The sequence below is a fragment of the Candidatus Accumulibacter sp. ACC003 genome (assembly GCF_907163085.1).
In the GTDB taxonomy this organism is placed as follows: domain Bacteria; phylum Pseudomonadota; class Gammaproteobacteria; order Burkholderiales; family Rhodocyclaceae; genus Accumulibacter.
Genome location: NZ_CAJQTX010000002.1, coordinates 227967 through 250683 on the forward strand (window position 1 = coordinate 227967; position 22717 = coordinate 250683).

The window sequence follows — 22717 nt, forward strand, 5'->3', positions numbered from 1 at the left end:
AGGGGATTATAGCATGCGCCGAGGCGCCGACAGAGTTCGCGCGGCGCCAGGGAAAGCTCAGTCGCCGCGCAGCGGCAGCACGCGCTGGCGGTAGTTGATCGACAGCGAAGCGAGCAATGGGCAGGCGCGCAGGCAGCCCGCGAAGTCGTGTTCAAGGCGGCCGGCAACGGCCCTATCGGCGAGCACTTCGGCGGCCAGGAAAACCTCGGCCTCGACCCGGCCATTGAGATAGTGCAGGACGACGCGATGCGGCTCGGGCAAGCCGGCGAGTGCCGGCGCCAGATGGCGTACCAGCTCGCTGCGCTCGGGCAGGCTCTGACTCTTGCTGTCGTGGTCCAGATCGTCTTCGACGTCGACATGCACCAGCACATCGGACACCGTCGGGTGACTGTCGAGGACTCGCTTGCGGGTCACCTCGGCGATGCGATGGCCTTCCGAAACACTGATCCGCGGGTTGACGCAGATGTGTGCATCAACCAGCGAACGATGCGCCATGCGGCGAGTCCGCAACTCGTGCAGGCTACCGACGCCGGCGGTATCGATGATCACCTGCCGGATACTGCCGACTTCCTCGACCGACAGCCCGGTGTCGATCAGCTCCTGCAGCGCCTCCCACGAGAACACCACGCCCATGCGGACGATCATGAAACCGACGATCACCGCGGCCAGCGAATCGGCGAAGGCGAAGCCCATCAGATTGCCGCCGATCCCGATCGCGACGACCAGCGACGACGCGGCGTCAGAGCGGGCGTGCCAGGCGTTGGCGATCAGCATCGGCGAGCGCAGGCGTTCGCCGATACGCAACATGTAGCGGAACAGCCCCTCCTTGGCGACCAGCGCCAGCATCGCCGTCCATAGCGCCAACGGCGCCACCGGCGGCAGGTTGTCCAAATGCTGCAGCTTGACGCCAGCGCTCCAGATAATGGCGGTGCCGGTCAGCGCCAGAATCGCCCCGAGGGCAAACGACGCCGCGGTCTCGATGCGCGCATGCCCATAGGGATGGCTTTCGTCAGCGGGATCCTTGCTGTGATGCGCCGCAAAAAGGACCAGGAAGTCGCACACCAGATCGGATAGCGAATGCATGCCGTCGGCGACCAGCGCCTGCGAGTTGGCGACGATTCCGGCAACCACCTGAGCCGCGGTCAGAAAGACGTTCACCAGCACGCTGACCCACGTACAGCGCTGCGTCAGAGCATGCCGTCCGGGGTCATCGAAGGCGATTTCCGGCGCGTCCTTACGGGTAGTCATGTTCTGGGTCGCTTTGCAAAGAGGGGTTCGTCATATTCTATCGCCACTGGCGGGCAAAGCGGCGCGTCGATAGGCTGGCTTTCCCATAAGGAGCGCCGCCGCTGGCCAGTGCCGGTCGGCGGCGTAGCCTGCGGCCTTCGGCTTAAAGCAGCCTTAAAGAACGCCCGCAGGTCGACGCACGCCAACACCACGAGGGACGCCCACCGAGCGTGCCGCAGCGACGTTGCCGACGACCCGGGCTACACCAACGAGGCCGTGCCGTGCCCTGACGATCAATGGCTATAGGTCAATAAAACCTTCGCGCGTCGCCTTTCGCGCTTTAGCATCGCCGCCGACGGCCTGTCGAACCGCGAAACGCTCACTACTGGTCACGGCACCTACCCGGACGGCCTCGCCTGCGCCGGCGAAGGCCGCGTCTGGATCACCTCGACCGACTCCAATCGCGCCCTCCGCGTCCTGCGGAAATCGATTTCGTGCTGAACCGCGATCAATCGGTAGGCCTTTTCTACGGCCGCCTGTGCCCCGAAAAGAAACCGCCGGCGATCGACCAGGCGCTGGCCGCCGACTCGCTGGCGCGCCCGACAGCGGCGTTGCGGCTCAGTGCCCCAGCGAACTTACCACTTGCGAGAAGGTATGCGCGATGGCCTCGGCCTGCGGCTCGAGTCCCAGCTGGCGTTCAATCTGCGCCAGCAGGAAGACCCCGCAGAGGATGTGGTTGTCGTCTTCGTCGTGCTCGACCACCAGGCAGTGCGGCGTTCCCAGAGCCTTTAGCGTGGCCAGCACGTTCCCGACTTTGGCGCCGGCCACGTCCTTGAGATGCATCACCTCGGCGTCGTCGTGCTTGTTGATCATCACGTCGCCGACGACCAACTCGCCCGGGCGAACGCCCATCGCATGCGCTGCAGCGAGCGGCCGGTGGCCTCGGGTGCCGGCCTCGGTGACGATCCCGAGCAACTGCCGCTGCGCATCGCCGACCAGCAAATAGTGCATCTTGCAGAGCGTCATCACGCGATTGGCCTCGTCGAGCGACGCGTCGCGCGATATGGTCACCGGAGCCAACTGGCGAAAATCGGTCATCGCCTGCAAGGCTGGCGAACTGGCGTCGAGCGACGCCGGCAAGAGCGGCTTCGGGAGGTAACACGGGACGCCCCTCCGGAGCCGGGTCCAGGGCAGAGACTTGAACGAATGGTCTGGCATTTCCTCACTCCTCACGGTCGCGGACGGTAAAGGGATTAAAGCACCGACTTTCCTCTCTGACAAGCGCCAACGAAGCGCCCGCTGGCGACGCCAGAATTGCGTCGATCGAGTCTTGAAGGTAGTATCCATGCCCAGCGCCGGATGATGGGCTTGCTCTTTTCATCCTGCCTGTTCGGCGGCCCGAGCTGATGAGCTCTCGGCTGAAGACGGCGAACAGTCGCTGCCGCTGCTGCCTGACCAGAGTCCCCATACTAATTTCCCCTAGCGGTACCAGAATGATTCCCGGCCTACTCAAGAAGATTTTCGGCAGCCGCAATGATCGGCTGATCAAGCAGTATTCGCGGGTCGTCCGCAAGATCAACGCGCTCGAAGAGGGAATCGCTGCCCTGTCCGACGACGAGCTGCGCGGCAAGACGGTCGAATTCAAGACCCGCGTCGCCAATGGCGAAAGTCTCGACGAGCTGCTTCCGGAAGCTTTTGCGGTCGTTCGCGAGGCTGGCAAGCGCGCCCTGGGCATGCGCCACTTCGACGTGCAGCTGATTGGCGGCATGGTCCTGCACGACGGGAAAATTGCCGAGATGCGTACCGGCGAAGGCAAGACACTGGTCGCCACGCTGGCCGCCTACCTCAACGCACTGGCCGGCAAGGGCGTACATATCGTGACGGTCAACGACTACCTGGCCAAGCGCGACTCCGACTGGATGGGGCGGCTGCACCGCTTTCTCGGTCTGTCGGTCGGTGTCAACCTGTCGCAAATGGCGCATGAAGACAAGCAAGCGGCCTACGGCGCCGACATTACCTACGGCACCAACAACGAGTTCGGTTTCGACTACCTGCGCGACAACATGGTCTACTCGACCGACGAACGCGTGCAGCGCAAGCTGAGCTTCGCGATCGTCGACGAGGTCGACTCGATCCTCATCGACGAGGCGCGCACGCCACTGATCATCTCCGGGCAGGCCGAGGACCACACCGACCTCTACGTGCGGATGAACAAGGTCGCGCCACTGCTCGAGCGCTGCCAGGAAGAAAACGGCCCAGGCGACTACTGGGTCGACGAGAAAGGTCACCAGATCCTGATGACCGAGGCCGGTCACGAGCACGCCGAAGAGATGCTGGCGAGCGCCGGCCTGTTGCCCGACGGCGGCAGTCTCTACGATGCCAGCAACATCCTGATGATCCACCACCTTTACGCCGCGCTGCGCGCGCACAATCTGTTTCTCAAGGATCAGCAGTATGTGGTGCAGAACGGTGAGGTGATCATCGTCGACGAGTTCACCGGGCGCCTGATGTCGGGTCGTCGCTGGTCCGACGGCCTGCACCAGGCGGTCGAAGCCAAGGAAGGGGTGCGGATTCAGAACGAGAACCAGACGCTGGCCTCGATCACCTTCCAGAACTATTTCCGGATGTACGGCAAGCTGTCGGGAATGACCGGCACGGCCGACACCGAGGCCTACGAATTCCAGCAGATCTATGGCCTCGAAACGGTCGTCATCCCGCCGAACAAGCCGATGCGGCGGACCGACAACAACGACCAGGTTTTCCGTACCGCCAAAGAGAAGCACGAGGCGATCATCGCCGACATCCGTAGCTGCCGGGAGCGCGGCCAGCCGGTGCTGGTCGGCACGACGTCGATCGAGAACTCGGAGCTGCTGTCGGCGTTGCTCGATCACGAAAAGCTGCCGCACCAGGTGCTCAACGCCAAGCAGCACGCCCGCGAAGCGGAAATCGTCATTCAGGCCGGCCGCCCGGGAATCATCACCATTGCCACCAACATGGCCGGCCGCGGTACCGACATCGTTCTCGGTGGCAGTATCGAGAAGCAGATCTCCGACATACGCGACAACGAAGAGCTGCCCGCCGCCGAACGCGATGCGCAGATCGACGAGATTCGTTCGCAGTGGCAGCTGCTGCACGACCAGGTCGTGGCGTCTGGCGGCCTGCATATCATCGGTTCCGAGCGACACGAGTCGCGGCGCATCGACAACCAGCTGCGTGGCCGCTCGGGCCGCCAGGGCGACCCGGGCTCGTCGCGCTTCTACCTGGCACTCGACGATTCGCTGCTGCGCATCTTTGCCGGCGAGCGCCTTAAAGCGATCATGGAGCGCCTGAAGATGCCCGACGGCGAGCCGATCGAGCATCCGCTGGTCTCGCGTTCGCTCGAATCGGCGCAGCGCAAGGTCGAAGCACGCAACTTCGACATTCGCAAGCAACTACTTGAATACGACGACGTTTCCAACGACCAGCGGAAGGTCATCTACGCCCAGCGTAACGAGTTGCTCGAGAGCGACGACATCTCCGAAACGGTGACGCCGATGCGCGAGGCGGTGTTGCTCGACACCTTCCGGCTGCACGTTCCGGCCGACAGCGTCGAGGAACAGTGGGACCTGCCCGGGCTGGAAAACGTCCTGGCCAGCGACCTGCGGCTGGCACTGCCGATCGTCGAGTGGGCGACCAACGAAGCGAATCTGCGCGACGAGGAGATGCTGGCGCGGATTGTCGACGCCGCCGCCACCACCTACCAGGAAAAGGTCGATCTGGTCGGCGCCGAGGTCTTTCACCCGTTCGAGCGCAACGTCATGCTGCAGAGCATGGATACGCACTGGCGCGAGCACCTGGCGGCGCTCGACCACCTGCGGCAGGGAATACACCTGCGTGGCTATGCGCAGAAGAACCCCAAGCAGGAATACAAGCGCGAGGCTTTCGAACTGTTCGAACGGCTGCTCGACAGCGTCCGCGCCGACGTCACGCGCCTGCTGATGACCGTGCAGGTGCGCGCGCAGGACGTCGAGGAAAGCGCGCCGCACGCCGACGTACAGAACGTACGCTACCAGCACGCCAACTACGAGGAGGCGCTCGGACTGGGCGACGAGGAAGCCGCGGCGGCCGCTCAAAACCCCCTGCCCGCCGGTCCCAAGGTCGGCCGCAACGACCCCTGCCCCTGCGGCTCCGGCAAGAAGTACAAAGTCTGTCACGGCAAGTTGACATAGGCGTCGCCGGCCAGGCTGCCGCCCAGGATATTGGGCGCTACTGTCCTGGCCAGCCAAGGTCCACCGAACACCCTGCCTTGCCATCTTCTTGCCAGTCTTCGTTCGCGAGTCCGCCATGCCCGTCAATTACCGCACCCCCGCCGCCGCCGACCTGTTGCCGGTAGCCGGCGTCCGCCTCGGCGTTGCCGAGGCGGCCATCCGCAAGCTCGACCGGCGCGACCTGAGCGTGCTGGCGCTGGCCCCCGGCAGCCGCGTCGCCGGCGTGTTTACCGCCAACCGTTTCTGCGCCGCACCGGTGCAGGTCTGCCGCCGTCACCTGCAGCTCGGCAGCGACCTGCGGGCGCTGGTGATCAATACCGGCGTCGCCAACGCCGGCACCGGCGAACAGGGCTGGCAGGCGGCGACCGAGACCTGCGCCGCCCTGGCCCGCTTGCTGGGCGTTGAAGACCGGCAGGTGCTACCGTTCTCGACCGGCGTGATCCTCGAACCCCTGCCCGTCGACCGCCTGATCGCCGGCCTGCCGCTCTGCGTCGCCGATCTACGCGCCGACAACTGGCACGCCGCCGCGCACGCGATCATGACCACCGACACCGTCGCCAAGGCGGCGTCGCGACGCTTCGACATAGCCGGCCACCGCGTCACCGTCACCGGCATCAGCAAGGGTGCCGGAATGATCCGGCCGAACATGGCGACCATGCTCGGCTTCATCGCCACCGACGCGGGCATCGCCACGCCCTTGCTGCAGCAGTTGCTGCGTGAAGCCGCCGACGAATCGTTCAATGGCATCACCGTCGACGGCGACACGTCGACCAACGATTCCTTCATCCTGATTGCCAGCGGCCAGGCCGGCGTCGAGTTTTCCGACGCCGCGGCGCCCGGCTACGCGGCGCTGCGCGAGGCGGTGATCGCTGTCGCGATGGAACTGGCGCAGGCGATCGTTCGCGACGGTGAAGGCGCGACCAAGTTCATCACCATCGCCGTCGAAGGTGGCCGCGAACGCTCGGAGTGCAAACGCGTCGGCTACGCCGTCGCGCACTCGCCGCTGGTCAAGACCGCGTTCTTCGCTTCCGACCCCAACCTCGGCCGCATCCTGGCAGCAATCGGCTACGCCGACGTCGACGACCTCGACGTCGATCGCCTCAGCGTCTGGCTGGGCAGCGCCGACGGCGAGGTCCTGGTCGCCGAAAAAGGCGGGCGAGCGGCCTCGTATCGCGAAGAAGACGGCGCACGGATCATGCGCGCGGACGAGATTTCGGTGCGCATTGCGCTCGGCCGCGGCGACGCGCGGGCGACGGTCTACACCTGCGACCTGTCGTACGACTATGTCAGGATCAACGCCGATTACCGCAGCTAAGCACGCCGCAAGCGAATCAACCTGAACCAGCCGCCGGCGAGTACCGGCTCGTCGCACTCGAGGCGCAGCTGCGGTGTTTGCTCAAGCAGCTCTTCAAAAACGACATCGAGGCGCGTGGCGACACGGCGGACGAGCGGATTGAACAATCGCCGCAACAGCGCTCGCTGCCCTGGCTGCAGAAACTTGTCGAAGATCAGGACGCGGCCACCGGGCGCCAGGACGCGCGCCGTCTCGCGCAGACAGGCAACCGGATCGGGCACGACGGCGAGGATCAGGTGCAGGACCAGGTGCTCAAAACTACCGTCGGCAAATGGCAAGCGCTGCGCGTCGCCCTGCACGCAACACCAATCGAGCGACGCGGCACGCGGCCCGGCGCGGCGCAGCATGGCGTTGGTCAGGTCGATGCCGGTGTAGCGGTGCTGCGACGGTAGCAGCGGCAGATCAAGACCGGTGCCGACGCCGATCAACAGCACCCGCGCCGCCGTCTCTGGCAGCGCCGCCAGGCTCTTTGCCCGCGGCGCACGCGTAGCCGCGGCCAGCGCCGCGTCGTAAAACGGCGCGATCAACGTGTAGCTGTGTTTGAGGCTCAAGACGGTCGGTCAGGAGCCGTTCGCGATCAGTGCAGGACGCGCGGAATGGCCAGCGAAAACTCCGGGATTTCCGCTTCGAACTGCCTGCCGTCGACGGCCGTCATCTGGTAGCTGCCGCGCATCGTGCCGACCGGCGTATCAAGCTGGCAGCCGCTGCTGTACTCGAACTTCTCGCCCGGCTCGAGCAAGGGCTGTCGGCCGACGACGCCGAGGCCGCGCACCTCCTGGACCTCGCCAGTGGCGTCGGTAATGATCCAGTGCCGCGAAATCAACTGCGCCGGCACGGTCCCGACGTTTTCGATGGTAATGGTGTAGGCAAAGACATAACTGTCCTTGGCCGGGTCCGACTGCTCGGCGATGTATTGCGGGATCGCGCTGACGGCGATCTGGTATTTCTTGCTCTCGGCCATTTTGCTCGGTTTCGGTACGATCAGAAGCGGCATTGCACACTAAACAACGCGCACTGACAAGCCCGTTCGCCGGCCGTGCCGTCGCGATGGCGACGAGCGCGCTCGCCAGCAGCCGGGAAAAGCGCTTTCGCGGTAGAATGAAACCCGCTTTCCATAGGGGTTCCTGTCATGTACGTCATCGCTCCGAGCATTCTCTCTGCCGATTTTGCCAGGCTTGGCGAGGAGGTGGTGAACGTCATTGCGGCCGGCGCCGACTGGATTCATTTCGATGTGATGGACAACCATTACGTGCCGAACCTGACCATCGGGCCGCTGGTTTGCCAGGCCATCCGGCCGCTGACGCAGGCGCCGATCGACGTCCATCTGATGGTCAGACCCGTAGACCGGATCGTCCCCGACTTCGCCCGGGCCGGTGCCAACATCATCACCTTTCACCCCGAAGCCTCGGAACATATCGACCGCACGCTGGCGCTGATCCATGAAAACGGCTGCCAGGCCGGCCTGGTCTTCAACCCGGCGACGCCCCTGCACTATCTCGATCACGTCATGGACAAGCTGGACATCATCCTGCTCATGAGCGTCAACCCCGGTTTTGGCGGGCAGCAGTTCATCGCTTCGACGCTCACCAAGCTGCAGGCGGCGCGCGCCCGCATCGACGCCTACCAGCGCGACAGCGGACGGCGAATCCGCCTTGAAGTCGACGGTGGCGTCAAGGCCGACAACATCGCCGAGATCGCCCGTGCCGGCGCTGATGCCTTCGTTGCCGGCTCGGCGGTCTTCAGCGCCGGCAACGATGGCGATGCCAACCGCTACGACACGGTCATCGGCGCCCTGCGCGCCCGCCTGAAGGAAGTCTGATGTCGCAAACACTCGCCGTGCGTGCCGTCCTCTTCGACCTCGACGGGACGCTGCTCGACACCGTTCTCGACCTGCATGCCGCGGCCAACGCCATGCTGCGCGACCTCGGCCGCGACGAAGTGCCGGTGGACGCGGTGCGCAGTTACGTCGGCCGCGGCATCGCCAATCTGGTCAAGCGCGTCCTCGCCGGGACGATGGTCGCCGCCGACGACCCGGCGCCGCCGCCGGCGGCAGCATTCGCCAGCTTCAAGCAACACTACGCGCGCGAGAACGGCCGGCACGCGGCGCTCTTCCCGGGCGTCCGCGAAGGCCTCGAAGGATTCCGGGCGCTCGGCTTGCCGCTCGGCGTGATCACCAACAAGGCCGAGGCCTTCGCCGTGCCGCTCCTCGAACACGTCGGTCTGGCGCCGTTCTTCAAGGTGGTGGTCAGCGGCGACGTCCTGCCGCGCCCGAAGCCCGACCCGATGCCGCTGATCTGGGCCAGCGGCCGACTCGGCGCTTCGCCCGCCAAGGTGCTGATGATCGGCGATTCGGTGCACGACTTCCACGCCGCCCGCGCTGCCTCTTGCCACGTCTTCCTGGTCCCCTACGGCTACAACGAGGGCCGCGATGTCCGCGATCTCGCTTGCGATGCTATAGTCCCGACCCTCGCCGACGCCGTTGTCCGCATAGCTCCCGAATGAACGCTCTCCACCCTTACCTGCTGCTGCCCGCCTGGCGGGCGGAGGCCTGGCCCTGGCGCACCCGCCGCCACTAGGCGACATCGTCGCCGCCATGCCCCGCGGTGTGCATCGCGCCGATGCACACACCTTACCGCCTTGTTCTCCCGTGGAGTTCCCATGACTGCAGCGTATTTCAATCGGCTCGCCGCCGAAGGCTACAACCGCATCCCGGTGACGCTCGAAACCTTCGCCGATCTCGACACCCCGCTGTCGATCTACCTGAAACTGGCCAACGCTCCCTATACCTACCTGTTGGAATCGGTACAGGGTGGCGAGCGCTTCGGCCGTTACTCGATCATCGGCCTGGCCAGCCCGACGCGGATCGTCGTCAACGCGCACCAGGTGCTGGTGCTCAATGGCAATCGCATCGCCGAACGCGAAGACGACACCAACCCGCTGGACTTCATCGCCAAGTACATGCAGCGCTTCCGCGCCGCGCCAACGACCGGACTGCCGCGCTTCTGCGGCGGCCTCGTCGGTTGCTTCGGCTACGACACCGTGCGCTACATCGAAACGCGGCTGACGCGCTCGCAGAAAATCGACGACCTCGGGATTCCCGACATCGTGCTGCTCCTTTCCGAAGAGATCGCCGTCGTCGACAACCTCTCGGGCAAGCTGACGCTGGTCGTTTATGCCGAGCCAGGCGTTCCCGGTGCCTACCAGAAGGCGCAGGCCAGGCTCAGGGAACTGCTCGCCAGGCTTCGTCAGCCGGTGCACATTCCATTGGAAAAACCACAACCGTCGCAGCCGGCGACATCTCTGTTTGGTGAAACGCAGTACAAACAGGCGGTGCTCAAGGCCAAGCGCTACATCACCGAGGGCGACATCATGCAGGTCGTCCTTTCGCAACGCATGAGCAAGCCACTGGCGGCCAGTCCGATGGCCTTGTACCGCTCGCTGCGCTCGCTCAATCCGTCGCCCTACATGTTCTACTTCGACTTCGAGGACTTCCACGTCGTCGGCGCGTCGCCGGAAATTCTCGTTCGTCTCGAAGGCGATGCGGTGACTGTCCGACCGATCGCCGGCACCCGCCGGCGCGGCGTCTCCTTCGACGAAGACCAGGCGCTTGCCGAAGAATTGCTGGCCGACGAAAAGGAGCGCGCCGAACACGTGCAACTGCTCGACCTCGGCCGCAACGACATCGGTCGCGTGGCGCGCGTCGGCAGCATCAAGCTGACCGAGAACATGATCGTCGAACGCTACTCGCACGTCATGCACATCGTCTCGAACGTCGAAGCCAAATTGCGGCCTGAACTGAGCGCTTTCGACGTCCTCAAGGCCACTTTTCCGGCCGGCACGGTCTCCGGCGCAGCCAAGGTCAGAGCGATGGAAATCATCGACGAGCTCGAACCCGTCAAGCGCGGCATCTACGCCGGCGCGGTCGGTCACCTCGGCTTCAACGGCGACATGGACCTGGCGATCGCCATCCGTACGGCGATCGTCAAGGACGGCCAGTTGCACGTCCAGGCCGGCGCCGGCATCGTCGCGGACTCCGACCCGGCGTCGGAATGGCAGGAAACACAGAGCAAGGCTCAGGCCGTTCTGCGCGCTGCCGAACTCGCCGAACACGGGCTCGACACGCGCCTGTAGCGCGTCGGCGTGCGGCCGACCGGGAGTCGTCCGCCGCCGGCTTCGCTGCCGAGGCGGCTTGTCGCCAGGATCCTCGCAGCAATCGCGCGCGAACTTGAGCTGACCGAACGCAAGCGCGATAATCAGACCCCTGCCGGTGCCGGCAGCAGCGCTCACGATGGACGAGCCAACCGGTTGCGGGTATCGAGCAGGCGCAGGGCGAGCCGCTTTCAACGCAATCAACACATTCAACACGATAGGCCGCAAATGCTGCTGATGATCGATAACTACGACTCCTTCACCTACAACCTCGTCCAGTACTTCGGCGAATTGGGGCAGGAGGTCAGGGTCGTTCGCAACGACGCCATCTCGATTGCCGAGATCGCCCGCCTCGACCCGGCCTTGCTGGTGATTTCGCCCGGCCCCTGCGCGCCTGGACAAGCCGGCATCTCGCTGGCGGCGATTCGCGAGTTCGCCGGCAAGATTCCTCTGCTTGGCGTCTGCCTCGGCCACCAGGCGATCGGCGAGGCCTTCGGCGGCCGCGTCGTGCACGCCCGCAAACTGATGCACGGCAAGGTATCGGCCGTCCATCACGGCGAACGGGGAGTCTTCCGCGGCCTGCCCAATCCACTCACCTGCACGCGCTATCATTCGCTGGCCATCGAGCGCGAGTCCTTGCCGGACTGCCTGGAGATCACCGCCTGGACCGACGACGGCGAGATCATGGCCTTGCGTCACCGTAGCCTGGCGGTCGAGGGAGTCCAGTTCCACCCGGAAGCTATCCTCACCGAGCGCGGCCACGATCTGTTGCGGAACTTTCTCGAGGAGCACGGCCAATGAAGCCGCAAGACGCCCTGGCGCGGGTCATCGAACACCGCGAAATCTTTCACGACGAAATGGTCTCCCTGATGCGCCAGATCATGGGCGGCGAAGTGACGCCGGTGATGATCGCCGCGATCGTCACCGGCCTGCGCGTCAAGAAGGAAACGATAGGCGAAATCGCCGCCGCGGCCGAGGTGATGCGCGAGCTGTCAACCAAGGTGAAAGTCAGCGACCGTGGCCGCCTGGTCGACACCTGCGGCACCGGTGGTGACGGCGCGCAGACTTTCAACATCTCGACGGCGGCGATGTTCGTCGCCGCCGCGGCCGGCGCCCGCGTCGCCAAGCACGGTGGCCGCTCGGTGTCGTCGCAGTCGGGCAGCGCCGACGTTCTCGAGGCACTCGGGGTGAATATCAACCTGACTCCCGAGCAGGTCGGACAGAGCGTCGACGAAGTCGGTATCGGCTTCATGTTCGCTCCCAATCACCACAGCGCGATGAAACACGCCGCGCCGGTACGCCGCGAACTCGGTATCCGCACGCTGTTCAACATCCTCGGCCCGCTGACCAATCCGGCCGGGGCAGCCAACCAGGTGCTCGGCGTCTTCCATCCCGACCTGGTCGGCATCCAGGTACGCGTTCTGCAGCGACTCGGCAGTTCGCACGCGCTGACCGTTTTCGGCCGCGAAGGTCTCGACGAAATCTCGATCTCCGGCGAAACGCTGGTCGGTGAACTGAAGAATGGCCGCATCGACGAATACCTCATCCACCCCGAGCAGTTCAACCTGCCGGTGCACGACCCCAGGGTGTTGCGCGTCGCCAACGTCGAAGAATCGAAAGCGATGCTGCTGGCGACGCTGCGCAACAAGGGCGGCGCCCCGCGCGACATCGTCGCGCTCAACGCCGGCGCGAGCATCTACGTCAGCGGTCTCACCAAGACGCTCGCCGACGGCGTCGACCGCGCCTTCGAGGCCATCGCCTCGGGCGCCGCACTGACCCGACTCGACGAGCTGATCGCTTTTACCAACGGCTTTTCGAGCTAACCGGTCGCCACACCAGAGAGACAATCTATGGCCATCCCGCAAGCTGAAAAGCCCTTCGACGCTGCCGCCTACCTTGCCTGGGAGGAAACCCAGGCCGAACGTCACGAGTACCTTGCCGGCGAGGTCTTCGCGATGGTCGGCGTCCGCCAGTCGCACAATGTCGCCACCGGCAACCTCTATGCCAGCTTACGCCGAGCACTCAAGGGCAGCCCGTGTCGCGTCTTCATCGAGTCGGTCAAGGCGCGGGTCGAAGCGGCCGACTGTTTCTTCTACCCCGACGTACTGGTCACCTGCGACCCGCGCGACCGCCTGACGCCGAACTACGTCAGTCACCCGCTGCTGCTTGCCGAAGTGCTATCGGAAAACACCGCCGCCTTCGACCGTGGCGGCAAGTTTGCCGCTTATCGCAAGCTGGCAAGCCTGCAAGAGTACGCGCTGATCGACATTGCGGCGCGGCGCGTCGAGGTTTTTCGCCGTGACGCCGACAATCACTGGGTTCTCCACGAGCATGCGCCGGGCGACTGCGTCGAGTTCGCTTCGCTGGCGCTGCAGCTGCCGGTTGACGAACTGCTCGAAGACACCGACGAAGTAGCAGACGCAGCAGCAAGCGCTGCAGCGGCGCCGCGATGAGCGACATCCTCAAGCGAATTCTTGCCGTCAAGCGTGACGAGGTCGCCATGGCGCAGGCCGCCACGCCTTTGCCGACGCTGCGTGCGCGCGCCGAGAGCCAGCCCCCGGCACGTGACTTCGTCGGCACGATACGTGCCAGGATCGCCGCCGCTCAGCCGGCGGTGATCGCCGAAATCAAGAAAGCCAGCCCGTCCAGGGGGGTTCTGCGGGCCGACTTCCGCCCGGCCGAGATCGCCGCCAGCTACCAGCAGCACGGCGCAGCGTGCCTGTCGGTGCTGACCGACGGCCCGTTCTTCCAGGGCACCCCGGCGTATCTGCGGGCGGCACGTTCGGCCTGCGCTCTACCGGTATTGCGCAAGGACTTCATGGTCGATGCGTACCAGATCTACGAAGCGCGCGCGATGGGCGCCGACGCGATCCTCCTGATCGCTGCCGCGCTCGACCTTTCCGCCATGCGCGATTTCGAGGACATCGCCAGGGCACTCGGCATGGCCGTCCTCGTCGAGGTACACAACGGCCACGAACTCGAGCTCGCGCTACAACTCGGCACGCCACTGATCGGCATCAACAATCGCAACCTGCGCAGCTTCGAAGTCAGTCTGCAGATGACGCTCGATCTCCTTTCGTCGATCCCGGAAGGCCGCGTCGTGGTCACCGAAAGTGGCATTCTCAGCAGCAGCGACGTCGCCCTGATGCGCGACCACGGCGTCAACGCCTTCCTCGTCGGCGAAGCCTTCATGCGCGCCAGCGAACCTGGCGAAGCCCTGGCGGCAATGTTTTCCTGAGCTCTCTCGACTGCGGAGGTTTGCCGAGACCTGCGCAATGCCGCCCTTGCTGCCGGCTACCGAGCGATCGCCGCCCAGAGACCCTGACAGCGGACCCGGCTGAAGGGCGGCGGCTTTGGCGACTTGTCGAAAGCGGCCATCGGTGAGCGCCAACTCCCGCATGCCCGCCACCGGTTCCAGCCTGCCTTCGATAAAACCCGAAAACGCGCACACAAAACCCGCGCCGAAGCCGTCAGCACAAGAAAACGGCAGGCTTGTTGCAAAAACCCAACACTCTCCTTCTAACAAGCCATTAAAACACTCGAGGAACTTGCCGCGCCGCTCGGCGCTTGCCACAATCGCTCCAACTTCTCGCCGTACCGAGAGGCCCAGTTTAATGAAGCACCAGTTGGATTCATTGATCGCAAACCTAGAGGAGATTCACCATGCAAAAGAAAATCATCGCGCTGGCAGTTGCCGGCCTGGCCTCGGGCGCTGCTCTGGCTCAGACCAACGTCACCATCTACGGCATTGCTGACGCCGCCTACGTCTACAGCTCAGGCGATCCCGGCAACACCCGCGGCGTCGCTGGTAGCCCTGGCGTTGGCATCAACGGCACCAACACCTTCAGCGGCATTCAGTCGGGAATGCTGAGCGGTTCGCGCCTCGGTTTCAAAGGCGAAGAAGCATTGGGCAACGGCCTGAAAGCCGTTTTCACGCTTGAGTACTCGCTGGCCATCGACAACAATACCGGCGTCGGCAGCACCGGCAACCTCAATGCCCGCCAGCAGTTCGTCGGCCTCTCCAGCGACAAACTCGGTACCGCCTCGCTCGGTCGTCAGTACGCCCCTGGCTACCAAGCGCAAATCAACAATGACGCCTTTGCCGGCGCCACCTTCTCGCCCGTTTCGCTTCTCAGCGCCCAGGCCGGCAACAGCATCCAGGGCGGCAGCAACGCGCGCTGGAACAACGCCATCGCCTACACCTCGCCCAACTGGAGCGGCTTTACCGCCAAGGCAATCTACAGCTTCGGCGAAAACAGCAGTGGTGGCTACAACAACACCGGCACCAGCGACAACGGCCAGTTCGGTATCGGCGGTAACTACGCCAATGGCGGCCTGAACATCGACCTGGTTTACCAGAGCCTGCAAAACGCTCAATCGACCTATAGCTACGCGTCGATTCCGGGCTACGCCTCGCTCAACCCATTGGGTGGTTCGAGCGGTGCATGGTCAGTCATGGGCACGGGCGCCGACGTCAACAGCTACTATGTTGGCGGTTCGTATGACTTCAAGATGGTCAAGATCATGGGTTCGTGGCAACAACAGAACGACAAGAACCTGGCCAATCTTGACAACAGCGTCTGGCAGGTCGGCGCCAACATCCCGGTCATGGCCGCCAGCAACATCATGCTCACCTACGCACAGCTTGATTGGGACATGGGCAGCCGCGGTCTGTTTGGCACCGGAGGCCTGACCAACAAGAGCCAGAGCGCTGGCGTCGCCTGGACAACCGCACTGTCCAAGCGCACCACTGCGTACGCCGGTTACGTCTGGATGGCCAACGACAAGAACAGCAGCGCCAACGCCGTTGTCTCCGGCATCGGTGCGGTCAACGAAGACAACAACACCTTCCTGGCCGGCCTGCGTCACTCGTTCTAATCTGACGACGGTCAGCTGCTTCAGAAAACGGGCGCTTCGGCGCCCGTTTTTTTTGGCTCATTGCCGCCCACCCCGCGCGATGCGCGCCATTCCCTGACAGCGACCTTTGCACGCGCGGCTCTACAAACACCTTGTCGCGAGCCCCAGCGTTGCACAGCACACCTGTGCGACTGTGGCAAAAACCCAACAATCCCGACGATTGACAAGCGAATAGCGCTCGCCAAGCTTGCCCACCCCCTGGCTGGCTGGCAAACTTCACTCAACAACTTCGCAGCAGGGCTTCGCTTCACCGAGGCCACTTCGCCGAAGCAGATTTGACCCGATTTTTGACCTAACGACTGTACGACCCACAGGAGATCACCATGCAAAAGAAACTCATCGCACTGGCCGTTGCCAGCCTGGCGTCGGGCACCGCGCTTGCCCAGAGCAACGTCACCATCTACGGCGTCGTCGATGCCGGTTATGTCTACAGCTCGGGCAGCGCCAGCAAGGCGCAGGGCGGCGGCACCAACACCTTCAGCGGTATCGCCTCGGGAATCGCCGCTGGCAACCGTCTCGGCTTCAAGGGCGAAGAAGCCCTCGGTAACGGCCTGAAAGCGGTTTTCACGCTTGAATACGGGCTGGACATCGATACCAACAACGGTATCGGTACCGGTGGCCTCAACGCCCGCCAGCAGTTCGTTGGCCTCGCCAGCGACAAGCTCGGCACCGTCGCGCTCGGTCGCCAGTACGCCCCAGGTTTCAACGCCGCAGCACGCAACGACGCTCTCGACGCGACCGACATGGCGATTCAATCCAGCCTGAGCTACCTGTCGGGAATGACCATCACGCCGAACAGCCCGGCTCGCTTCAATAACTCCGTCACCTACACCAGCAACAACTACTCGGGCCTCACCGTCAGCGCCATCTACGGCTTCGGCGAGAGCAACCTGGGCGGCTACAACAACACCAGCGTCTACGACAACGGCAAAGCGGGCATCGGCGTCAACTACGCCAACGGCCCGATCAACTTCGACGCCGTCTACCAGTCACGCACCAACGTTGTCCTCCCCAACGCTAACCCACCGCCATACAAGGCGTCGGGTAGCGACAAGAGCATCAACGAATGGTACCTCGGTGGCTCCTACGACTTCAAGGTCGTGAAAGCCTTTGCCAGCTACCAGGCCCTCGACAACAACACCGGTTTCAAGGCCAACAATGGTAACCAGCTTGAAGACAGCAAACTGTGGACGCTTGGCGTGTCCGCACCCGTAGGCCCAGGCACTCTCGCCCTGAGCTACGGCAAGCTGTCGCTCGACCGCAAGAATGCGCCTGACGGCGACAGCTGGGGCGCCGGAACGAATTACACCTACCCGCTCTCGAAGCGCACCGCGGTGTACGCTGGGTACAGCTACTTCAACAACGACAAGTATTCCATTCCCGGGCAGGCGATCATTGTTCCCATTGCCTCGTATGCAAACAACGGCACCCTTGAAAACAGTGGCATTGGTGCCGCAGGCCAGAGCAACTACGTGATCGGCGCCGGCCTGATGCACAGTTTCTGATATCGCGTTCCCCAGGGCAAGAGGAACGGGCGCGTCGCGCCCGTTTTTTCTTCCCGTCGGCGCCTGCCTCCGCAGCACAAAGTCACCTCTCGGCAACCGCCGCTCTTGCGCCAGGCCAGCAGACTCTGTAAGATGCTCGCCTTTCGACCTACCTGCAGCTTTTCATAGGAACAAACATCAATGGCCAATAGCGCACAAGCTCGCAAGCGAGCTCGCCAAGGCGTCAAGCAACGCATCCACAACGCCGGCCTGCGCTCCACGCTGCGCACCGCCGTCAAGCGCGTGCAAAAAGCGATTATCGCCGGCGACAAAGCTGCGGCTCAGAGCATTTTCCAGGAGTCCGTCGCGGTGATCGACCGTATCGCCGACAAGAAGATCATCCACAAGAACAAGGCCGCTCGCCAGAAGAGCCGCCTCTCGGCGCAGATCAAAGTTCTCGCCGCCTAGACCGGCCCGTAAGATCGGCCTCTGGTCCGATAGCTGCAACGGCGCTTTGAGGCGCCGTTTTTTTGCCCGTTGTCATGAGCTTCCGAAGCGCCGCCGTCCAGCAGACGATGGCCGCCCTGGCCAGGGCGGCTGCTTGCGGCACGACAATCCAGCGCGACCCGCTGCGGATATACAAGGGTATAATTTCTCGCTGAAACTGGATTGCCGGATCGTGCTGATAGTACTTTGCTGATGAGGAACGATATGCCCGTGGTGACGATGGATATGGAACAAGCGCGCTTCAACATGATCGAGCAGCAGATCCGCCCCTGGCAGGTTCTCGATCCCGAGGTGCTCAGGCTTCTTGGCACGGTCAGGCGCGAAGACTTTGTGCCGGCCGCACACCGTGCGCTGGCGTTCGCCGACATCGAACTACCGATTGGCAACGGTCAGACGATGCTGCAACCGAAGGTCGAGGCGCGTATCTTCCAGGAACTGGCGATCAAGAATACCGATATCGTCCTTGAAGTCGGTGCCGGTAGCGGCTTCATGGCAGCGCTTCTGGCGGCGAAGGCCGAATTTGTCTATAGCGTCGAGATCGATCCGCTACTCGCCGAAAACGCCAGACGAAACCTGCAGCAGGCAGACGTTGCCAACGTCGCCGTCGAAACCGGCGACGCATCCGCGGGCTGGCCCAGTCAGGGTCCCTTCGACGTCATCGTCCTCTCGGGCTCATTGCCCGAATTGCCCGAGCAAATCCTGCAGCAATTGAAGGTCGGCGGACGACTTGCGGCCTTCGTCGGCGAAGCACCGGTGATGTACGCCCGCATCGTCACCCGCACCGGCGAGAAGGCGTTCAATTCGATCAATGTTTTCGAAACGCTCATCGCGCCACTCCGCTCTGCCCAGCAACACCAGCGTTTCGTCTTCTGACCGCAGGTCGACGCCATGCACCAGCTCTCGGCAATCGAGTTGGCACAGTGGCTGACGGCCAGCGCGCGCTCGCCGGACACCCCCGAAGACGCGTCGCCGCGGCGACCGCTCCTGCTTGACGTACGAGAACCCTGGGAATACGAGCTATGCCACCTCGCCGACTCGCTGCTGCTGCCCATGCAGACGCTGCCGGCGCGAGTCCATGATCTCGATCCTGAAGCCGATATCGTGGTGATCTGCCATCACGGCGTACGCAGCCAACAAGTCGCCGGTTTTCTCGAACGCCAGGGCTTCGCGGCTATCTACAATCTCGCAGGGGGTGTCGACGCCTGGGCGTGCGACGTTGATCCAGCGATGCGCAAATATTGAAAGTGAGCTAGAGCCATGCCTGTGAAATTCGCTACTCGACGATTTGCTCTCGTGCTGGCCACCGCGTTCTCGGCACTGCCCGCGTCCGCCGCCGACCTGCTGCACGTCTATCGCGACGCGCTGGTCTACGACGCGCAATACGCCGCCGCGCGGGCGACCGCCGAAGCAGGACGCGAAAAACAGCCGCAGGCGCTCGCCGGCTTGCTGCCAACCGTCGGACTGTCGGGCAACAGCTTCTGGAACAACACCGACTACAAGGTCAGAGTCGATACGCTCAAAGACTCGTACAGCAACAAGTACAACAGCAATAGCTACGGCGTTAACCTCACTCAACCCCTGTTTCGCTGGCAGAATTTCGTCCAGTACGACCAGTCGAAGCTGCTCGTGATGCAGACCGAGGCGAACCTGGCGCAGGCCGGGCAGGACCTGATAGTTCGCGTCGCGCAGGCTTACTTTGACGTACTTTTCGGGATCGAAAACCTGCGCGCCGTGCAGGCCAACAAGGCATCAATCGCGCAACAACTCGCGCAAGCCAAGAAGAACTTCGAGGTCGGCGTGTCGACCATTACCGACACCTACGAATCACAGTCGCGCTTCGACCTGGCGACAGCGCAGGAAATCGCCGCCGAGAACGAGCTTGAAGTGAAACGTTACGCGCTGCGCGTGCTGATCGGCAAGGACCCGGGCGAACTGAACCGTCTGAAGCCGAAGGCGGTCATGGAGCCCCCGCAACCGGCAAATATGGAGCAGTGGGTCGATGCCGCCGAACGCGACAGTTTTGTCGTGCAGGCCCAGCAAGCCGCCACCGAGGCGGCCGCCAAGGCCATCGAGATCAACAAGGCGGGTCATTACCCGACGGTCGACCTGGTTGCCAACTACAACCAGAACAACGGCCCTGGCCAGTTCGGCGTCGGCTCGATCGACAACACGACGAACCAGATCGGCGTGCAGCTCAACATCCCTATTTTTCAGGGCGGCGCCGTCAACTCGAAGACTCGCGAAGCCGTAGCCAAACGTGACGCCGAACAGGCGGCGCTGGACAACGCCAAGCGCAGCTCGGCGCTCGGCGCGCGCCAGTCGTACCTCGGCGTGGTTAACGGCCTGGCTGGCGTGCGCGCGCTGGAAGCGGCGCTGGTGTCTGGCCTCAGCTCACTGGAATCGAACCGGCTCGGTTACGAAGTCGGCGTGCGCATCAACATCGACGTCCTCAACGCCGAAAACCAGGTCTACGTGACCCGGCGAGACCTCGCCAAGACGCGTTTCGATACGCTGCTCGCGCAGCTCAAGCTGAAGGCGGCTGTCGGCGCGCTCGGCGAAGCCGACCTGGAGCGGATCAACACGCTTTTCGAGGCGCCATGATCGACGCGATCAACGCCAGCGTGCGCGCCGTCGCGCCGCGGTGCGCCTGACTGAAATGCGTCGCCGCGTCGCGCATCGCCAGCAGTCGTCGCGGCTCCCTGAGTAGTTCGCCGACCACTGCCGCGGCCTCGGCGGCGTCGGCTACCCGCTGCGCTGCGCCGCACGTGATGGCGTCTTCGCTGGCTTGCGCAAAGTTGAAAGTGTGCGGTCCGAGCAGAACCGGGCAGCCGCAGGCCGCCGCCTCTATCAGGTTCTGGCCACCGAAGGGCAGCAGCGTGCCGCCGATCAGCGCCACATTCGCCAGCGCATAGTACGCGGCCATTTCGCCCATGCTGTCGCCCAGCCAGACCTGCGTCTCGGCGCTCGGCAGCACACCCGAACTTCTTCGGCAAAAAGCCAGCCGACGCCCGGCGACAAGCCCGGCAAGCTCGGCAAATCGTTGCGGGTGCCGCGGCACCACGAGCAACAACAAGTCCGGGATGCGCAGCGCCGCGAAAGCCTCGAGGACCAGCGCTTCCTCTCCTTCACGGCTGCTGGCCAGCAGCCACACCGGACGCTGACCGAGCGCCAGCCGCCAGCTGGCACCCAACTGCAGCATGTCGGCCGCTGGCACGACATCGAACTTCAGGTTCCCGCAGACCACCGGCTGGTGTGCGCCGAGCTGCTGCAAGCGCTCGGCGTCGCCAGCGGTCTGTGCAGCAAGCGCGCTCAGCGACGCCAGTGCCGGCTGCATCAGACTCGCCAGGCGCGCGTAGCCACGCTGCGAACGGACCGACAACCGGGCGTTTATCAGCAGCAGCGGCAAGCGACGTCGCCTGGCCGCGTCGATCAGGTTGGGCCATAGCTCGGTTTCCATCAGTAGCCCGAGCTGCGGCTGGAAGTGCTCGAGGAAGCGCGCGCAGGCGGCCGGCAGATCGTAGGGCAGGTAGACCTGCGTCAGCCGCTCCGGAAACCTCGCCAGCAGCGCCTGCGCACTGGCTCGGCCGGTCGGCGTCATCTGCGTCAACAGCAGGCCGTGCGCCGGGTAGGCGTGCAGCAGAGCGTCAATCAGCGGCTCGGCGGCGCGGGTCTCGCCGACCGAGACAGCGTGCAGCCAGATCAGCGGGCGCGCTGGACGCTGGCGGTAGAACCCGTGCCGCTCACCCAGATGCTGCAGATACTCGGGCTGCCGGCGAGCCCGCCAGAGCAGCCGTAGCCAAACCAGCGGCATCGCCAGGTAGAAGAGCAGCGAATAGAGCAGGCGAGCCATCAGCGCAGAGCCTGCGCGGCGACCGCCAGCACCTCCTCGACCGACGGAGGCGCGCCGCTGCAGCCGAGATTGCGCGCAAAACCAGTCCCGCAGACGCCGGTCAGCGACGGCTCGGTGGCCACGTACAGGGCGACGACCGGCACCCGCAAGGCTGCCGCCAGGTGCACCAGACCGGTATCGACACCGATCGTCAGACTGGCACGCGCCAGCAGCGCTGCCAACTGCCGCAAATTCAGCGGCGGCGGCACGACGGCGCGCGCCAGCGTCGCCGCGATTCGCTCGGCGCGCTGGCGCTCAGACGCACTGCCCGCCGGCAGGACCGGCGTCAGTCCACGCTCGAGCAGCGCCTGGCCGACCGCGCACCAGCGCTCTTCGTCCCACAGCTTGTCGTCACGACTGGTGGCCGTCAACAGGACAACCGACGCGCCGTCGGCGCACGCCGCGACGTCCAGCTCTGGCGAAGCGACGCCGTAATCGAGTGGCAGGCCGAGGTGATAGTCGAAAGCGGCAGCGGCGAGCCAACGGTTGCGTTGTACGGCGTGCACATTGCGCGGAATGACGAAGGTCGCATCGTAGAAACGCGCAGCGAACGGTTCGCGGGCGACCTCGGCGGCGTAGCCGCAGCGCCGGCCGCGGGCTTGCCTGGCAATCAGCGCGCTCTTCAGCAAGCCCTGCGTATCGAGCACGACATCGTAGTCCTGCTCGCCGATTCGTCGCCGGAAGTCGCGCAGTTCGCGCCAGCTGCCGAGTTGGCCGAGGTGCTTGCGCCAGCGGCGAACGGCCACCGGGATGACCTGGTCTACGCCCGGGTGCAAACGCGGGATATCGGCAAAGACTTCCTCGACGCACCAGTCGATTTTCGCTTCCGGAAAATTGTGGCGCAGGTCGCTGACCACCGGCAGATTGTGCACTACGTCACCGAGCGACGAGGTTTTTACCAATAGGATGCGCATCGGTGGACCAATGGTGGGAAGCAGAACGA

The 22717-nt window shown here is 64.2% G+C and carries 21 protein-coding genes; 15 read left to right on the top strand and 6 right to left on the bottom strand.

Annotated features, from left to right (window positions below; all coding sequences use genetic code 11):
- Window positions 1-57: 57 nt before the first annotated feature.
- Together QZ656_RS04755 and QZ656_RS04760 are read right to left on the bottom strand one after the other, a co-directional pair.
- Entirely contained in the window at window positions 58-1248 is a 1191-nt protein-coding gene (locus QZ656_RS04755; protein WP_291992308.1) for a cation diffusion facilitator family transporter, read from the bottom strand.
- A 597-nt stretch (window positions 1249-1845) separates the two neighbouring features.
- The gene (locus tag QZ656_RS04760) at window positions 1846-2445 is read right to left on the bottom strand and encodes a CBS domain-containing protein (RefSeq protein ID WP_291992309.1); all 600 of its coding nucleotides are present in this window, start codon (window positions 2443-2445) and stop codon (window positions 1846-1848) included.
- 275 nt (window positions 2446-2720) lie between these two features.
- Between QZ656_RS04760 and secA the strand changes: the two genes are divergently transcribed.
- Together secA and argJ are read left to right on the top strand one after the other, a co-directional pair.
- Window positions 2721-5435, top strand: coding sequence for a preprotein translocase subunit SecA (gene secA / locus QZ656_RS04765; RefSeq protein ID WP_291992310.1), 2715 nt, complete (start codon window positions 2721-2723; stop codon window positions 5433-5435).
- Window positions 5436-5550: 115 nt separating this feature from the next.
- The gene (gene argJ / locus QZ656_RS04770; RefSeq protein ID WP_291992311.1) at window positions 5551-6789 is read left to right on the top strand and encodes a bifunctional glutamate N-acetyltransferase/amino-acid acetyltransferase ArgJ; all 1239 of its coding nucleotides are present in this window, start codon (window positions 5551-5553) and stop codon (window positions 6787-6789) included.
- Here the strand turns inward: argJ and QZ656_RS04775 are convergent.
- Together QZ656_RS04775 and apaG are read right to left on the bottom strand one after the other, a co-directional pair.
- Window positions 6786-7379 (bottom strand): class I SAM-dependent methyltransferase, encoded by a 594-nt coding sequence (locus tag QZ656_RS04775; protein WP_291992312.1) that lies wholly within the window; start codon window positions 7377-7379, stop codon window positions 6786-6788. The genes argJ and QZ656_RS04775 overlap by 4 nt on opposite strands.
- A gap of 26 nt (window positions 7380-7405) precedes the next feature.
- On the bottom strand, window positions 7406-7789 hold the full coding sequence (apaG, locus tag QZ656_RS04780) for a Co2+/Mg2+ efflux protein ApaG (protein ID WP_291992629.1): 384 nt from the start codon (window positions 7787-7789) through the stop codon (window positions 7406-7408).
- A gap of 168 nt (window positions 7790-7957) precedes the next feature.
- Here apaG and rpe point away from each other — a divergent pair, with 168 nt between their 5' ends.
- The 13 genes from rpe to QZ656_RS04845 all read left to right on the top strand — a co-directional run bounded on the left by rpe (window position 7958) and on the right by QZ656_RS04845 (window position 20486).
- Window positions 7958-8647 carry a ribulose-phosphate 3-epimerase gene (gene rpe, locus QZ656_RS04785; RefSeq protein WP_291992313.1) on the top strand — a complete coding sequence of 230 codons (690 nt, stop codon included), beginning with the start codon at window positions 7958-7960 and terminating at the stop codon, window positions 8645-8647.
- Complete coding sequence (locus QZ656_RS04790; RefSeq protein WP_291992314.1) at window positions 8647-9330, top strand: phosphoglycolate phosphatase; 684 nt, start codon at window positions 8647-8649, stop codon at window positions 9328-9330. Before rpe ends, QZ656_RS04790 begins: the two co-directional genes overlap by 1 nt.
- A gap of 156 nt (window positions 9331-9486) precedes the next feature.
- On the top strand, window positions 9487-10959 hold the full coding sequence (trpE, locus tag QZ656_RS04795) for an anthranilate synthase component I (RefSeq protein ID WP_291992315.1): 1473 nt from the start codon (window positions 9487-9489) through the stop codon (window positions 10957-10959).
- A 246-nt stretch (window positions 10960-11205) separates the two neighbouring features.
- Complete coding sequence (locus QZ656_RS04800) at window positions 11206-11778, top strand: aminodeoxychorismate/anthranilate synthase component II (protein WP_291992316.1); 573 nt, start codon at window positions 11206-11208, stop codon at window positions 11776-11778.
- The gene (gene trpD / locus QZ656_RS04805) at window positions 11775-12800 is read left to right on the top strand and encodes an anthranilate phosphoribosyltransferase (protein ID WP_291992317.1); all 1026 of its coding nucleotides are present in this window, start codon (window positions 11775-11777) and stop codon (window positions 12798-12800) included. Before QZ656_RS04800 ends, trpD begins: the two co-directional genes overlap by 4 nt.
- Window positions 12801-12827: 27 nt before the next feature.
- Window positions 12828-13430, top strand: coding sequence for a Uma2 family endonuclease (locus QZ656_RS04810; protein WP_291992318.1), 603 nt, complete (start codon window positions 12828-12830; stop codon window positions 13428-13430).
- On the top strand, window positions 13427-14215 hold the full coding sequence (gene trpC, locus QZ656_RS04815) for an indole-3-glycerol phosphate synthase TrpC (RefSeq protein WP_291992319.1): 789 nt from the start codon (window positions 13427-13429) through the stop codon (window positions 14213-14215). Before QZ656_RS04810 ends, trpC begins: the two co-directional genes overlap by 4 nt.
- 425 nt (window positions 14216-14640) lie before the next feature.
- Window positions 14641-15855: a porin gene (locus QZ656_RS04820; protein ID WP_291992320.1), complete on the top strand. Its 1215-nt coding sequence runs from the start codon at window positions 14641-14643 to the stop codon at window positions 15853-15855.
- Window positions 15856-16217: 362 nt separating this feature from the next.
- Window positions 16218-17399, top strand: coding sequence for a porin (locus tag QZ656_RS04825; RefSeq protein WP_291992321.1), 1182 nt, complete (start codon window positions 16218-16220; stop codon window positions 17397-17399).
- A gap of 180 nt (window positions 17400-17579) precedes the next feature.
- Complete coding sequence (gene rpsT, locus QZ656_RS04830) at window positions 17580-17846, top strand: 30S ribosomal protein S20 (protein WP_291992322.1); 267 nt, start codon at window positions 17580-17582, stop codon at window positions 17844-17846.
- 258 nt (window positions 17847-18104) lie between these two features.
- A complete protein-coding gene (locus QZ656_RS04835) occupies window positions 18105-18758 on the top strand; it encodes a protein-L-isoaspartate O-methyltransferase (RefSeq protein WP_291992630.1) in 654 nt (217 codons plus the stop codon).
- 15 nt (window positions 18759-18773) lie between these two features.
- Window positions 18774-19127 carry a rhodanese-like domain-containing protein gene (locus QZ656_RS04840; RefSeq protein WP_291992323.1) on the top strand — a complete coding sequence of 118 codons (354 nt, stop codon included), beginning with the start codon at window positions 18774-18776 and terminating at the stop codon, window positions 19125-19127.
- A gap of 51 nt (window positions 19128-19178) precedes the next feature.
- Complete coding sequence (locus QZ656_RS04845; RefSeq protein ID WP_366522103.1) at window positions 19179-20486, top strand: TolC family outer membrane protein; 1308 nt, start codon at window positions 19179-19181, stop codon at window positions 20484-20486.
- Here the strand turns inward: QZ656_RS04845 and waaA are convergent.
- Window positions 20461-21735, bottom strand: coding sequence for a lipid IV(A) 3-deoxy-D-manno-octulosonic acid transferase (gene waaA / locus QZ656_RS04850; RefSeq protein WP_291992325.1), 1275 nt, complete (start codon window positions 21733-21735; stop codon window positions 20461-20463). The two genes, QZ656_RS04845 and waaA, sit on opposite strands and share 26 nt — an antisense overlap.
- On the bottom strand, window positions 21735-22688 hold the full coding sequence (gene waaC / locus QZ656_RS04855; protein ID WP_291992326.1) for a lipopolysaccharide heptosyltransferase I: 954 nt from the start codon (window positions 22686-22688) through the stop codon (window positions 21735-21737). Before waaC ends, waaA begins: the two co-directional genes overlap by 1 nt.
- Window positions 22689-22717: the final 29 nt, after the last annotated feature.